Origin of the sequence: Mesorhizobium sp. WSM4307, from assembly GCF_007003945.1 — a bacterium.
Lineage (GTDB): Bacteria > Pseudomonadota > Alphaproteobacteria > Rhizobiales > Rhizobiaceae > Mesorhizobium.
In genome coordinates, this window is record NZ_VFTB01000015.1 from 66,639 (window position 1) to 79,150 (window position 12,512).

General features: G+C 61.8%; 11 protein-coding genes and 1 tRNA gene. 4 read left to right on the forward strand and 8 right to left on the reverse strand.

The window, feature by feature from the left end:
* Nucleotides 1–136: 136 nt before the first annotated feature.
* From FJV83_RS30695 to FJV83_RS30705, 3 genes are all read right to left on the reverse strand, one after another.
* Nucleotides 137–394: a PepSY domain-containing protein gene (locus FJV83_RS30695; RefSeq protein ID WP_095774432.1), complete on the reverse strand. Its 258-nt coding sequence runs from the start codon at nucleotides 392–394 to the stop codon at nucleotides 137–139.
* A 160-nt stretch (nucleotides 395–554) separates the two neighbouring features.
* Nucleotides 555–629, reverse strand: a tRNA-Val gene (locus FJV83_RS30700).
* A gap of 136 nt (nucleotides 630–765) precedes the next feature.
* The gene (locus FJV83_RS30705) at nucleotides 766–1,449 is read right to left on the reverse strand and encodes a phosphoglycolate phosphatase (protein WP_142887107.1); all 684 of its coding nucleotides are present in this window, start codon (nucleotides 1,447–1,449) and stop codon (nucleotides 766–768) included.
* A 193-nt stretch (nucleotides 1,450–1,642) separates the two neighbouring features.
* On the opposite strand from FJV83_RS30705, the gene rpiA reads away from it, so the two are divergent.
* The 3 genes from rpiA to gor all read left to right on the forward strand — a co-directional run bounded on the left by rpiA (nucleotide 1,643) and on the right by gor (nucleotide 4,496).
* Nucleotides 1,643–2,374, forward strand: coding sequence for a ribose-5-phosphate isomerase RpiA (rpiA, locus tag FJV83_RS30710; RefSeq protein WP_142887108.1), 732 nt, complete (start codon nucleotides 1,643–1,645; stop codon nucleotides 2,372–2,374).
* Nucleotides 2,361–2,984 (forward strand): DUF2059 domain-containing protein, encoded by a 624-nt coding sequence (locus tag FJV83_RS30715; RefSeq protein WP_095774435.1) that lies wholly within the window; start codon nucleotides 2,361–2,363, stop codon nucleotides 2,982–2,984. The genes rpiA and FJV83_RS30715 overlap by 14 nt, the downstream gene beginning before the upstream one ends.
* 120 nt (nucleotides 2,985–3,104) lie before the next feature.
* Complete coding sequence (gor, locus tag FJV83_RS30720) at nucleotides 3,105–4,496, forward strand: glutathione-disulfide reductase (protein WP_142887109.1); 1,392 nt, start codon at nucleotides 3,105–3,107, stop codon at nucleotides 4,494–4,496.
* Nucleotides 4,497–4,599: 103 nt separating this feature from the next.
* Here the strand turns inward: gor and mgtE are convergent, their stop codons facing one another.
* The 4 genes from mgtE to FJV83_RS30740 all read right to left on the reverse strand — a co-directional run bounded on the left by mgtE (nucleotide 4,600) and on the right by FJV83_RS30740 (nucleotide 11,149).
* The gene (gene mgtE, locus FJV83_RS30725) at nucleotides 4,600–5,964 is read right to left on the reverse strand and encodes a magnesium transporter (protein ID WP_142887110.1); all 1,365 of its coding nucleotides are present in this window, start codon (nucleotides 5,962–5,964) and stop codon (nucleotides 4,600–4,602) included.
* A 272-nt stretch (nucleotides 5,965–6,236) separates the two neighbouring features.
* Nucleotides 6,237–8,129, reverse strand: coding sequence for an ABC transporter ATP-binding protein/permease (locus FJV83_RS30730; protein WP_179295973.1), 1,893 nt, complete (start codon nucleotides 8,127–8,129; stop codon nucleotides 6,237–6,239).
* A 502-nt stretch (nucleotides 8,130–8,631) separates the two neighbouring features.
* Nucleotides 8,632–9,312 carry a DsbA family protein gene (locus tag FJV83_RS30735; RefSeq protein ID WP_095788755.1) on the reverse strand — a complete coding sequence of 227 codons (681 nt, stop codon included), beginning with the start codon at nucleotides 9,310–9,312 and terminating at the stop codon, nucleotides 8,632–8,634.
* 16 nt (nucleotides 9,313–9,328) lie between these two features.
* Complete coding sequence (locus FJV83_RS30740) at nucleotides 9,329–11,149, reverse strand: extracellular solute-binding protein (RefSeq protein WP_142887111.1); 1,821 nt, start codon at nucleotides 11,147–11,149, stop codon at nucleotides 9,329–9,331.
* Between the two features lie 234 nt (nucleotides 11,150–11,383).
* Here FJV83_RS30740 and FJV83_RS30745 point away from each other — a divergent pair, with 234 nt between their 5' ends.
* Nucleotides 11,384–12,013: an invasion associated locus B family protein gene (locus FJV83_RS30745; protein WP_027046833.1), complete on the forward strand. Its 630-nt coding sequence runs from the start codon at nucleotides 11,384–11,386 to the stop codon at nucleotides 12,011–12,013.
* Nucleotides 12,014–12,111: 98 nt separating this feature from the next.
* Here the strand turns inward: FJV83_RS30745 and hspQ are convergent, their stop codons facing one another.
* Complete coding sequence (hspQ, locus tag FJV83_RS30750; RefSeq protein WP_019858091.1) at nucleotides 12,112–12,435, reverse strand: heat shock protein HspQ; 324 nt, start codon at nucleotides 12,433–12,435, stop codon at nucleotides 12,112–12,114.
* Nucleotides 12,436–12,512: the final 77 nt, after the last annotated feature.

The following is a 12,512-nucleotide window of genomic DNA, read 5'->3' on the forward strand; positions in this document are numbered from 1 at the left end:
CATCAGGATAGCGCAAGGCACAGCCGCGCCTCGGCGTACATATCACACGCCAAGGATGGACAATTTGCGGCACGCCGATTGGTCCATCGAGCGTGTGCAAAAGCGGATCCGTCTATCGGATATCTGCCGGCGGCTCCTACCTGGGCTCGGCGGTCACCGGATCATAGGTGATTTCGACCTTCGCCTTGTCCGACGTGTAATAGGTGACGGTGTAGGCGCCATCGTCCCAGTCGACCTCTTTCACATAGCGAAAACCGTCGCGGTGCTCGACCTTGGCGAGGATCTCCGACAGCTTCTTGGCATTGGGCGGCGGCAACGGCTTGTCATCCGCCGCCAGGGCCGGTCCGGCGGCGAGAAGAACGGCAACGCTGGTTGCCACGAGAAATCTGGACATGGTTTTCCCTCAAGTTTCGACGCAAGGAAACGAGCTGGTGCGGTGGTTGGTTCCGGATGGGACGCCATGCGTGCCCGGCCATGTCCGCACAAGCTGCAATTCGCCGCGCCGCTGCCAACAGAGCGTCAACGGGCTAAGGCTGGAAAACCATTTGGGAAAATGGTGGGCGATGCAGGGATTGAACCTGCGACCCCACCCGTGTGAAGGGTGTGCTCTCCCGCTGAGCTAATCGCCCGCTCGTTGCCCGAAGGCCAAGCGAGCCGCGATATAAGGGAGGCCGGCCGGTTAAGTCAAGGCGCTGTCTGGCGTTCTCACAGCGATCGGATTCTTCGCTCCTCGGGCCGTCCCGATGGGATGCCGGTTGCTGACGCTCAGTGGCCCGCGGCGCGGATCAGCCGCGCCGCCAGTTCCACGGTCAGAGCGTCGAAATGCGAGATCACCGCCGAAGGTTCGAATTCGCGGACATGCCGGTCGGTGTAGCCGAAATCGACGGCCACCACCGGAATGCCGGCGGCCTTGGCGGTGTCTATGTCGGTCTGCGAATCGCCGACCATCAGAGCGCGGTGCGGGTCGCCGCCGGCCAGCTTGATGGTTTCGGTCAGGTGGCGTGGATCGGGCTTGCGGAACGCAAACGTGTCCTGGCCGGCGATGGCCGCGAAATGCCTGGTCAGGCCGAGCGCCTCGATCAGCGCCAGGGAATTGGCCTCGTATTTGTTGGTGCAGATGGCAAGGAGATAGCCAGCCTTCTCGAAACGCCCGATCGCGTCGACGACACCGGGGTAGGGGCGCGATTTGCCGGGGATGTTGTCGGTGTAGTGATCGAGGAACAGTTTTAGCAGCCGGTCATGCTCGGCGACGTCAAGCGAGCGCTGCTGGGCGGCGTGCGCCCGCTCTATCATCACGCGGCCGCCATGGCCGACAAAGCGCCTGAAGCCGGCCTCGTCGACGGCCGTGAGTTCGCTGGCAGCCAGGCTGTGGTTGAGGCTGTCGAGCAGGTCCGGCGCTGTGTCAACCAGCGTTCCGTCCAAGTCGAACACGATGATCGGGCGACTCATGATCCATCCTGCGCAGGTTTGTACCTGTGGAGGCGATAGCGGCTGCGGCGCGTCAAGGCAAGCAAAGCGGTGGATAGGTGCCCCAACGGCTTTGACCACGGTCAAAGGTTTTGACCCGGTCAAAAGCTTTGACCCGGCCGGCAAAAATGCTAGGAGCCCGAACACAAGGTTCCCCGGGGCAGCAAGCAGCAGCATGGATGCAAGACAGTTGAAGGTCGAGGCCGCGCGGGCCGCCCTTGCCCATGTCAGCGACGGCATGCGGCTCGGCATCGGCACCGGCACCACTGCGGAAGAGTTCGTGCGGCTGCTCGCCGACAAGGTCGCCACCGGCATGACCGTCATCGGTGTGCCGACTTCGGAGCGCACCGCCGCACTGTGCCGCGAGCTTGGCGTGCCGCTGTCGACACTGGAGGAGACGCCCGAGCTCGATCTCACCGTCGACGGCGCCGACGAGGTCGACCCGGAGCTGACCTTGATCAAGGGCGGCGGTGGCGCACTGCTGCGCGAGAAGATCGTTGCGGCGGCCTCGCAGCGCATGATCGTCATCGCCGACCGGTCGAAGATGGTCGAGACGCTCGGCCGTTTTGCGCTGCCGATCGAAGTCAACCAGTTCGGCCTGCGCGCCACCGAGATCGCCATAGCCAAGGCGGCTGCAGAGCTCGGCCTTTCCGGTCCGATTACATTGAGGATGACGGGAGGCCAGGCTTTTGTTACAGACGGCGGCCATTTTATCCTCGATGCATCTTTTGGCCGCATTCCGGATACAAGAGCGCTTTCGAATGCTCTCCACGCCATTCCGGGCGTGGTCGAGCATGGTCTTTTCATCGGGCTGGCGTCAGCGGCCATCATCGCCGGCGGCGACGGTATCCAAACCGTCCATGCCGCCCGAAAACTAGGGAGTTCTACCAACCATGATGTTGCATAACCGGGTTCGCGGCCTTTGCGTCGTTCTGGCGGCTTCGGCCGTTTTGGCCTTGTCGTCGCCGGCGTTTTCGCAGGACGTCACCGAATCGCACCTGAAGGCGGCCCGCGCTGCGGTCGCGGCGATCCATGCGACCGACCCGTTCGACAACATCCTGCCGCAGGCGGCGGCCGCGCTCGAATCGCAGCTCATCCAGAAGAACCCGGACATGCAGGAGCTGATCGGCAAGACGATCAGCGAAAAGGCGTTGGCGATGGCGTCGCGCCGCGCCGATCTCGAGAAGGAAGCGGCCCTTGCCTATGCGAAGGTGTTTTCCGAGAAGGAACTCAACGACATCGCAGCCTTCTACAGCTCCGAGTCCGGCAAGAAGCTGCTCGACAGCGGCCCGACCGTGACGCGTGACTTGGTCAAGGCAGCCGACATCTGGCAGAACGGCCTTGCCCGCGATCTCGCCCAGCAGGTCGGCCAAACGCTGGCCGCGGCCGCCAAGGCAAAGGCTCCGGCTGCGCCTGCTGCGCCCGCTGATGGTGCTGCTCCGGCCGACAATGCGGCTCCGGCGGATGGCGCCGCACCGGCCGACGGTTCGGCTCCCGCCGACGGCACGCAGAACTGATCCTGCGTTTTCAAATGCGGCCTTGCGGCCATCTGCGAAGCCCGGCCTGTCCGGGCTTTTCTTTTGGCCTTTGGCGGCCTACCTGTCACTCGCATTTTCCGACATTCAAGGAGCCGCCTCATGGCCGGTTATGACTATGATCTTTTCGTCATCGGCGGCGGCTCCGGCGGGGTGAGGGCGGCGCGCGTTGCCGCCGCACTCGGCAAGCGCGTCGGCATCGCCGAGGAATACCGTTTTGGCGGTACCTGCGTCATCCGCGGCTGCGTGCCGAAAAAACTCTATGTCTACGCCTCGCAATTTCCGGAGCATTTTGCCGATGCCGCCGGCTATGGCTGGACGGTGCCGGAAGCCAGTTTCAATTGGCAGACGCTGGTGGCCAACAAGGACCGCGAGATCAGCCGGCTGGAGGCGATCTACAAGAAGAATGTCGAGGGCGCCGGCGGCGAGACCTTCCATTCGCGGGCGATGATCGTCGACCCGCATGTGGTGCATCTCCTGGACGACGACCGCACCATCACCGCCGACCAGATCCTGATCGCCACCGGTGGCCGTCCGGCGGCCCACCCAGCGCTTCCCGGTCATGAGCATTGCATCTTTTCCAACGAGGCTTTCGACCTCAAGGAACTGCCGAAGGCGATCATGATCGAGGGCGGCGGCTATATCGCGGTCGAGTTCGCCAACATCTTTCACGGGCTCGGTGTCGACACCACGTTGGTCTATCGCGGCAAGGAGATCCTCAGCCGCTTCGACATGGATCTGCGCCGCACGCTGCACGAGACCATGGAAAAGAAGGGGATCAAGATCCTCTGCCACGCCGTATCGGAGTCGATCCGCAAGCGGCCGGACGGCCGGCTCGATGCCCTTCTCACCAGCGGCCAGACGCTGACGGTGGATCAGGTCATGCTGGCCATCGGACGCATCCCCAACACCGAGAATATGGGCCTGGAAGGCATCGGCCTCGAGATGACCCAGGTCGGCGCGATCAAGGTCGACGCGTATTCCCGCACCAACATCGACAATATCTGGGCGATCGGCGACGTCACCAACCGCGTGCAGCTGACACCGGTGGCGATCCACGAAGCAATGTGCTTTGTCGAGACGGCATTCAAGGGCAACCCGACCGCGCCCGACCACGACACGATCGCGACCGCGGTCTTCTCGCAGCCGGAAATCGGCACTGTCGGCCTGTCGGAAGACGAAGCCGTCAAGCGTTTCGCCGATGTCGAAATCTACCGCGCCTGCTTCCGGCCGATGCGGCACACGCTTTCGGGCCGCGACGAGAAGATGCTGATGAAGCTGGTGGTCGACGGCGCTTCCCGCAAAGTGCTAGGCGCCCACATATTGGGGCCGGATGCCGGCGAAATGGCGCAGCTGCTAGGCATTCCGCTGAAGGCCGGCCTGACCAAGGATGATTTCGACCGCACAATGGCCGTGCACCCGACCGCGGCGGAAGAACTCGTCACCATGTACAAGCCGACCTACCGCGTGAAGGACGGCCAGCGCGTCCAGTGACGGGCGCGTTTTGCTCGATGAAGGTCGACTGAACCACCTAAGGCAGGCAGCCTAGGGCGGAAGCCGCCGCCGGCCATGGCCAGCGGCGGAGACAGCAATGCGGCTACAGCAGCGTGCCGCGCAGGATGACCAGCGCCACCGAGAAATAGATCACCAGCCCGGTGACATCGACCAGTGTGGCGACAAACGGCGCCGATGCGCTGGCGGGGTCGAAACCGACCCGTTTCAGCGCGAAGGGCAGCATCGATCCCGAGAGTGAACCAAAGGTGACGATGCCGACCAATGCGGCCCCGACCGTCGCGGCAATCAGCGGCCAGTGCGGACCGTAATCGTAGAAACCGAAATACTGCCACAGCGTGATGCGGCAGACGCCGACCACGCCAAGGATCGATCCCAGCACCAGGCCGGTCGGCAGTTCGCGCAAGGCAACCCGCCACCAGTCGCCGAGCCCAATCTCGCGCAGCGCCAGCGCCCGGATGACCAGCGAGGTCGCCTGCGAGCCGGAATTGCCGCCGGAGCTCATGATCAGCGGGATAAAGAGGGTGAGCACGATCGCTTTTTCCAGTTCGCTATCGTAGCTCTGCATGGCGTTCGCGGTCAGCATTTCGCTGAGGAACAGCGCGCACAGCCAGCCGGCGCGCTTCTGGATCATGGCGAGGAAGCTCATCTTCATATAGGGCTCGTCGAGCGCTTCCATGCCGCCGAAGCGATGCACGTCCTCCGTCGTTTCCTCGATCATCGTGTCGATGATGTCGTCGATTGTCACGATGCCGAGGATCTTGCCGTGGTCGACGACGGGTACGGCGAGCAGATCGTATTTGGAGATCGTCTGCGCCAGGGTTTCACGATCGGTCAGCGGGGTGACCGTCACGGGCACACGGTCCGGCGCCACAGACAGGATCGGGTCGTCCGGCTCACCGGTGATGAGCCGGCGCAGGCCGGTCGACCGCACCAGGAGGTGCGTTTGCGGATCGACGATGTAGATCGCGTAGACGGTTTCGCGCGTCCGCTCGACCTTTTGGATGTAGTCCAGCGTGCGTCCGACGGTCCAGTCGGAGGGAACGCTGACGAATTCCGTCGTCATGATCGATGCGGCGCTGCCTTCGGGATAGCCCAGAATGGACAGCAGGGTGGCGCGCAGCGGCGGCGCCAGTGCGCCGAGCAGTTCGGAGCGTGCCGGCTCATCGAGCTCGCGCAGTATGTCGGCCGCACGGTCGACCGACATGGCGGTGAGCAGCTTGCTTGCCTTGGCGCGGGGCAGGGCCTCCGCGAGTTCGGGCGCGCCGTCGAGTTCAGGCTGGTCGAAGATCTCGACCAGCCGCTCGAACGGTACGGCGCAAAGCAGATCCGTCGCGGTTTCGCGCGATTCATGGTTGAGCCCCTCGACCACGTCGGCGACATGGTCGTTTGCAAGGATGCGGGCGATGGCGATGGCCTCGTCGTCCGCTACGGGGGAAAAATCGTTCATGGTTCACTCCTTGCCGTCCGGCAAGACATGAACCATGTCAGGTCACGTCTAGGCGGACGGCGGTTGCGTTCGACTAATACTGTCGCCAGGCATGGCGCGGTGACCTTTCCGCTTGCGGGTTCGCGTTTGACTGTCAGCAAGCGGGCGCAACATAGGAGCGCGCCTTGCCGAGTCAATCGCGGTGAGTGAGGAAAACGGCGCCTGATGGCTCCGATCGCGATACTGTGATCGCCGACTGCCGCGCTGCCCGGCAAGTCGCGGTGAAATCAACGTTATTTCTGCTTCAGCCGACGTGAGAAACGCAGCCATTTGTCCTCGACCGGACGTGGCTGGGTCAGAATCGTCGTGAGTTCGACCGGCAGGGTCGGAACCAGCGGCTTCTTGGTGGCGACGCCGTCGGCGATCAACACGATCGAATGGTAGAACTCGGTGCCGGCAGCCGATCGTGGCGCCACCGCTTCGTGCATGACGCTGATCACAGTGACATCGGGGCAGTTGTCCTTGATCGCCTGGTGGAAGGCAATCTTGCCTTCCGGGTCAAGGGCGCCGGTCGCCTCGTCAAGGAACAGCAGCCCCGGCTGCTGCAGGATGATGCGGGCCACCACCAGCTTCTGCTTCTGGCCGCCCGACAGGACCTGATCCCAGCTTTTGCCTTCACGGCTTTCATTGGCCATATGCTCGATGAAGTCGCCAAGGCCGGCCTTGTGCAGCGCGGACGCGACCTGCGCATCGCCGTGGTCGTGCTCGGAGCCCGGCAGGCAGACCAGCTGCTTCAGCGACACCTGCTGGAGCTTGACCTCCTGGGCGGCATAAAAGCTCTTCACCCCGTCGGGGAAGACAATGGTACCGCGGCCATAAGGCCAAAGACCGTTGATCGCCTTGATCAGTGAAGTCTTGCCGCAACCGGATTCGCCTTTGAGGAACGTCCACTCGCTGCGCCGGAAGCGCAAATTGGCGGCGCTGAGGAACGGTGTCGCGTCCTCTCCCTGATGCGCCAGTTCGAGCTTCTGGATGGTCAGGCCGAAAACCGGGTTCTGGCTGGCATAATGGAAGTCGGACTGACCGGTCTGGCTGTAGAACGCCTGCGGATGCTGAACGTTCTCGATCGCGTTCGCCAGTTCCGTGACACGCTGGCTGTTGGCGCGCAGCGTGGCGATGGCGGGCATGACATGAATGAACCACGAGCACTGGCTGATCAGCTGAGCGACCATTTCGGAGCCGGTTATGTAGCCCTTGTAGTCCAGGCGATTGTGTATGAACGACACCAGACCGGGGCCATAGGCGACGATCCGGGCGCCGAGGAAGTTGTAGATCAGCTCGAACGACGTGTAGCCATTGTTGACGACATTGAGCTTGCCCCAGGTCTTGTCGATATCGACGTAGAGCTTGTCGTGCATCGACTTTTGCACGTCTTCGCCATGCGAGGCGGCGACATGGAAGCTGCGGCGCAGGAACGTCGTCAGTTCGCTGCGGTAGCTGCCCTCGGCCTGCTGCATGCGGATATTGAGCCGCTCGAGCAAGCGGCCGAGCTTGACCGCGATCCAGGTGTTCAGCGGCACGTAAATGGCGACGGCGAGGAAGGCCAGCACGGCGCTGCCATAACTGCCGAGGAACTCCAGTCCTTTGACCTCAACCGAGGATCCGATCAGATTTTCGCCGATAAAATAGAGCGAGGTCGCGACACCCAGAACGCCCATGGCGAGACCGATCGCCCCGCCCGTCATGTCCTTGATCGATTCCTGGATGCGCTGGTCGATGTTGTCGGGCGCGACGATACCGCCAGCCGCCGAACCATGCTGAGCATGGAAGTGGGTGTGATTGCCGTCGAGCAGAGCCTTGTTGAACTGGCTATTCAGCCAGCCACGCCACTTTCGGTGCAGGGTTGCCGAGACAAGACCACGCACGCCGGTGAAGCCGGCATCCTTGAGCACGACCAGCAGAACCAATATGCCGGCATTGGTCAGGATTGCCTGCAGCGGGCTGGTGTTGGCTGCATCGTGGAAGAAGGCAATCGAATTGCCCAACTCGCCCAATGCCAGGGCAAACCAGACGCCGGCCTTGCTGGAAAGCGCTGTCAGCAGAGCGATGACGATGGTGAGCGTCCAGGCTTCCTTCCAGCGCTCGGAGAACCAGTAGGCCTTCATCAGCCCCCAGAAACTGCGCATCGAGGATACCGGCGTCAAATGCGACCGCCCTGCGGCGCCGCGGTGTAGTCTATCCGGTACTGACTCCTGCGATCGTCTGCCGATCCGAATCACGATCCCGCCCAAACCTTTTTTGTTTTGTTACGGATGGTAACACCAATTGATCATTTTCCATTAATTTTTATAGGGGGTCAGCGAGATTTGAAGATCCGGCCGTGTCGGGAAGGCAACAGAGCAGGCTTTCCAACTGCTTCGCGTAAGCCGGCAGGAAGGCGATTTAACATAACAATGTCAGATGGTTACTTGGTTACGACGCGGTGAGCCACGACCTTCCCTTAGGGAAGGCATCCACACGATTTCGTGACTCATTTTGGCTTGTCCGGCGAGCCGATTTTTCGTTGGGGCTAACCAAATTCCCGAAAACCGGCCGTCCTTTGACGTCTGATTCCTGGCGCGATCGGCCTTTCCGGGAGCCGAGAAGTGACCTGAAACGGTCTCGTCGCAGGCGAAGGAATGACCGGCTTCAGCCGACCTTGTCCAATTCGCCGCGCGCCTTCGCCGCCGCCACCTGGCGGATGGCGTCAGCCAGCGTGTCGACGTCCTGAGCGCCCATCACGGCATATTTGCCTTCAAGCAGGAAGCACGGCACGCCCGATATGCCCATGCGCGACGCCGTGGCGATCTCGGTGCGCACCGCCTCGACATCGGCGTCGGTCGGCAACAGCGTGGCGACCACGGATGCGTCCATGCCGGCCTCGCGAGCGGCTTCGACCAACACGGCATGGTCACCGATGTTGACGCCTTCCTCGAAATTCAACTGGAAGAGGCGGCGGACCAGCCTGTTCTGCACGGCTTCACCGGCAGCACCCGCCCAACGGATCAGGCGGTGCGCATCCAGCGTGTTCGACGCCACCTTGATGGCATCGAAGGCAAAGGAGATGCCCTCTGCCTCGCCGAGCGGCTCGATGCGGGCATGAATCTCGCGAATGCGCTCATCGCTGCCGAACTTGGCCCGCATATACTCCCGGCGGTCCTTGCCTTGCGGCGGAATGGTCGGATCGAGCTGGAACGGCCGCCAGCGTATACGCACATCGACGTCGCCGGCCGCGGCAACGGCCTTGTCCAGCCGCTTCTGACCGATGAAGCACCAGGGGCAGACGACATCCGACACCACATCGACGGTTATGGCGTTCGCTTCGCTCATCTCGATCTCCGGATTTTCAGTTCGGTTTGCGCCACCATGTCGGCAGCTGATAACCGAATATGGGCGTCTTCTTCGGATGTTCCAGATAATTCCAGTAAGCAAGCCACTGCTGCGTGTTGTACTGCATCGGCACCATGTAATTGCCCGAAATCAGCAGCCGGTCGAGAACGCGAACGGCGGCGACATAATCCTCCTTTGAGCGCGCGCGCAGCATCGCTTCGATCGCCGCATCGACTGCCGGATCGGCAACGCCGGCGAGATTGAACGAACCTTCGGCCCTGGCCGCCTCGGAGCCCCAGCGCCCGAGTTGTTCGAAGCCTGGCGACAGTGAATTGCTGAAGCCGCTGGATCCGATCAGAGCCTCGAAATCGAAGCGCTGCTTGCGTGACTGGATCTGGTCGCCGTCGAGGCTACGGATGCTGACATTGATGCCGATCTTCTCCAGCGTGCGCTGATAGATGCCGGCCAGGCGCTCCTCGTCTTGCGAAGCGGTCAGGATCTCGAACCCGAAAGGTTTGCCGTCGGGATCGAGCATCGTGCCGTCCTGCACGTGGTAGCCGATGCTTTTCAGGAGATCGAAGGCTGTCTTCAAAACCTTGCGGTCCTGGCCCGAACCGTCGGTCACGGGCGGTTTCCAGGTGCCGTCCATGACGTCAGGCGGCACACGGCCGGGGTAGGGGGCGAGCAACGCCTTTTCCCTGTCGTCGGCCGGATGGCCGAGCGCGGAAAGCTCGGAATTCTGCCAATAACTCATCGTGCGGGTGTATTTGCCGCCGAACAGGTTCTTGTTCGCCCATTCGAAATCGTAAAGCATGCCGAGCGCGCGCCGAACCACCGGATTGGAGAACTTCGGCAGCCTGGTGTTGAACAGGAAACCGGTCACCACGGGCGGAATGCCGGTATCGAAGGTTTCGGAAACCACCTCACCTCTATGGAAGGCCGGGAAATCCAGATCGCGCTCCCGTTTGACCGGATCGCCGTCGTCGTCGATGGCGCAAAGGCCTTTCTTGAAAGCCTCGAGCTTGGCGTTGGCGTTGAGGAAATATTCGATGGTGATCTGTTCGTAATTGTCGAAGCCGCGCTTGGCCGGGACATCCTTGCCCCAATAGTCGGGGTTGCGCTTGAACACGATGCGCTGGCCCGGAGCCACCTGGGAAATGGTATAAGGTCCACTGCCAATCAACGGCTTGAGCGTTGTCTTGTCGAAAGTCTCCTTGTCGAAGGCATGTCTCGGCAGGATCGGCGTCAGCGCGATGATCATGGGCGTTTCGCGATTGGCCTTGTCATTGAAGGTGAAGCGCACGCTGTGATCACCGGTCTTTTCAAGCTTGGCGATCAGGCTCATGCGTGCGTTGTAGGGCGGGCGGCCCTTGTCGGTGAACACATCGTAGGTGAACAGCACATCCTCCGGCGTCACCGGCTCGCCGTCCGACCACTTTGCATTGGGATTGAGATGGAATTCGATCGACTTGCGCTCGGAATCCATGTCCGCGCTGTCGGCGAGCAGGCCATAGAGACTGAAGGGCTCGTCGTAGTTGCGCTGCATCAGCGGTTCGAAAACGAGGTTGCCGTAGGTCAGATCCATCATGCCGCGCGCCGTCGTGCGCAGGCTTTTCAGGATGAAAGGGTTGAGGTTGTCGAAGCTGCCGACAACACAATAGGTGATGTTGCCACCCTTCGGCGCATCGGGATCGACGTAGTCGAAATGGGTGTAGTCGGGCGGCAGTGCCGGCTCGCCCTGCATGGCGATGGCATGCTTCGGTTCCGACATGGCCGGTCGCAGCGAAAGGGTGAAAAGCGATATCGCGGTGACCAGCCAAACAAGAACGCGGCCCATGACCGTCTCCTTAACAGGTCGGCTTGATGATTCGGTGCGCAGCCTAGCATGAGGCAGCCGCGTGCCGGCCAATCGTGTCATCAAGAATTAGAAGTGAGCGGGGCTGGATTCGGCACCGCTTGCAGTGTAACACGCCGTCCGAAGTCATTCTGTTGCCTCATTTCGGCAACAGGTAGCTGGACCACACGGCGTAGAGAAGCCGGTTCCGGGATTATTTGAGAGGAAGTGCACGACATGACGAGCCTGAACAGCAATGCGTACCGCCTTTCGGTCATGGCCGCGGGCGTGGTCGGCTTTCTGGGCGCAGGACTTCCCTCTGCTTCCGCACAGCAGCAGCAACAGATTCCTCAGGGCTGGTTCAAGGCCTGCACCAAGCAGGAAGACGTCGATATCTGCAACGTCCAGAACATCGTCACTGCCGGCAACGGCCAGCTCGTCACCGGTGTCAGCCTGATCGAACTCAAGGGCAAGGTGAACCGCAAGGTGTTTCAGGTGACGGTCCCAACCGGCCGCCTGGTGCCTCCCGGCATCGGCCTGCAGATCGACACCGGCAAGGCCGTAAAGCTCGACTATGTCATCTGCTTTCCGGATCGTTGCGTGGCCGAAGTGCCGCTGACCGACCAGCTCGTCGCCTCGTTCAAGAAGGGTCAGGGGATCACGCTGACCTCGATCAATTTCCAGAATCAGGCCAACCCGATCAAGATCGCGCTCCAGGGCTTCAGCGGCGCCTATGACGGCCCTCCGCTGCAGCAGTCGGACATCGAGGACCGGCAGAAGAAGCTCCAGGACTTCGTTGCCAAGAACAACCAGGACTTCGCCAAGAAGCTCAAGGACGAGCAGGACAAGGCCAAGACCGCCAACTGATCACCGGCTTCGGTCGCTCCCAAGCCAATGAAAAAGCGGGGTCATGCCCGCTTTTTTCGTGTCTGGCCTTTCCTGACGGCGGCCGGAATGCCGGAAGGTCAGTGCCTGGACTGGCGTTTCGGCTCGTAACGCCCGTCCGGCCTCTTGTCGAACATCTCCTTGATCTGCGGATGGCGGACCGGCTCGCCTGACCGATCCTCGAGGAGATTCTGCTCCGACACATAGGCGATGTATTCGGTTTCCGAATTCTCGGCGAGCAGATGGTAGAATGGCTGATCCTTGCGCGGCCGCACATCGGCGGGGATGGCTTCGTACCATTCGTCAGTGTTGGCGAATTGAGGGTCGACGTCGAAAATGATGCCTCGAAACGGAAACAGCCGGTGGCGAACCACCTGTCCGATCGCGAATTTGGCCGTTTTCATCGTACTCACCACTGAATTCCTTGACTTTATTTGGCGCAGACTCCGAGTCAATTCAATCCCGAAGCGTTCGAGCGCCT

Excerpts from the sequence above, each read along its gene's own strand:
- FJV83_RS30695 (WP_095774432.1), bottom strand. The coding sequence starts at position 394 with ATGTCCAGATTTCTCGTGGCAACCAGCGTTGCCGTTCTTCTCGCCGCC.
- FJV83_RS30715 (WP_095774435.1), top strand. The coding sequence starts at position 2,361 with ATGATGTTGCATAACCGGGTTCGCGGCCTTTGCGTCGTTCTGGCGGCT.
- gor (WP_142887109.1), top strand. The coding sequence starts at position 3,105 with ATGGCCGGTTATGACTATGATCTTTTCGTCATCGGCGGCGGCTCCGGC.
- FJV83_RS30735 (WP_095788755.1), bottom strand. The coding sequence starts at position 9,312 with ATGAGCGAAGCGAACGCCATAACCGTCGATGTGGTGTCGGATGTCGTC.
- FJV83_RS30705 (WP_142887107.1), bottom strand. The coding sequence starts at position 1,449 with ATGAGTCGCCCGATCATCGTGTTCGACTTGGACGGAACGCTGGTTGAC.
- FJV83_RS30730 (WP_179295973.1), bottom strand. The coding sequence starts at position 8,129 with ATGCGCAGTTTCTGGGGGCTGATGAAGGCCTACTGGTTCTCCGAGCGC.
- FJV83_RS30745 (WP_027046833.1), top strand. The coding sequence starts at position 11,384 with ATGACGAGCCTGAACAGCAATGCGTACCGCCTTTCGGTCATGGCCGCG.
- hspQ (WP_019858091.1), bottom strand. The coding sequence starts at position 12,435 with ATGAAAACGGCCAAATTCGCGATCGGACAGGTGGTTCGCCACCGGCTG.
- FJV83_RS30740 (WP_142887111.1), bottom strand. The coding sequence starts at position 11,149 with ATGGGCCGCGTTCTTGTTTGGCTGGTCACCGCGATATCGCTTTTCACC.
- mgtE (WP_142887110.1), bottom strand. The coding sequence starts at position 5,964 with ATGAACGATTTTTCCCCCGTAGCGGACGACGAGGCCATCGCCATCGCC.
- rpiA (WP_142887108.1), top strand. The coding sequence starts at position 1,643 with ATGGATGCAAGACAGTTGAAGGTCGAGGCCGCGCGGGCCGCCCTTGCC.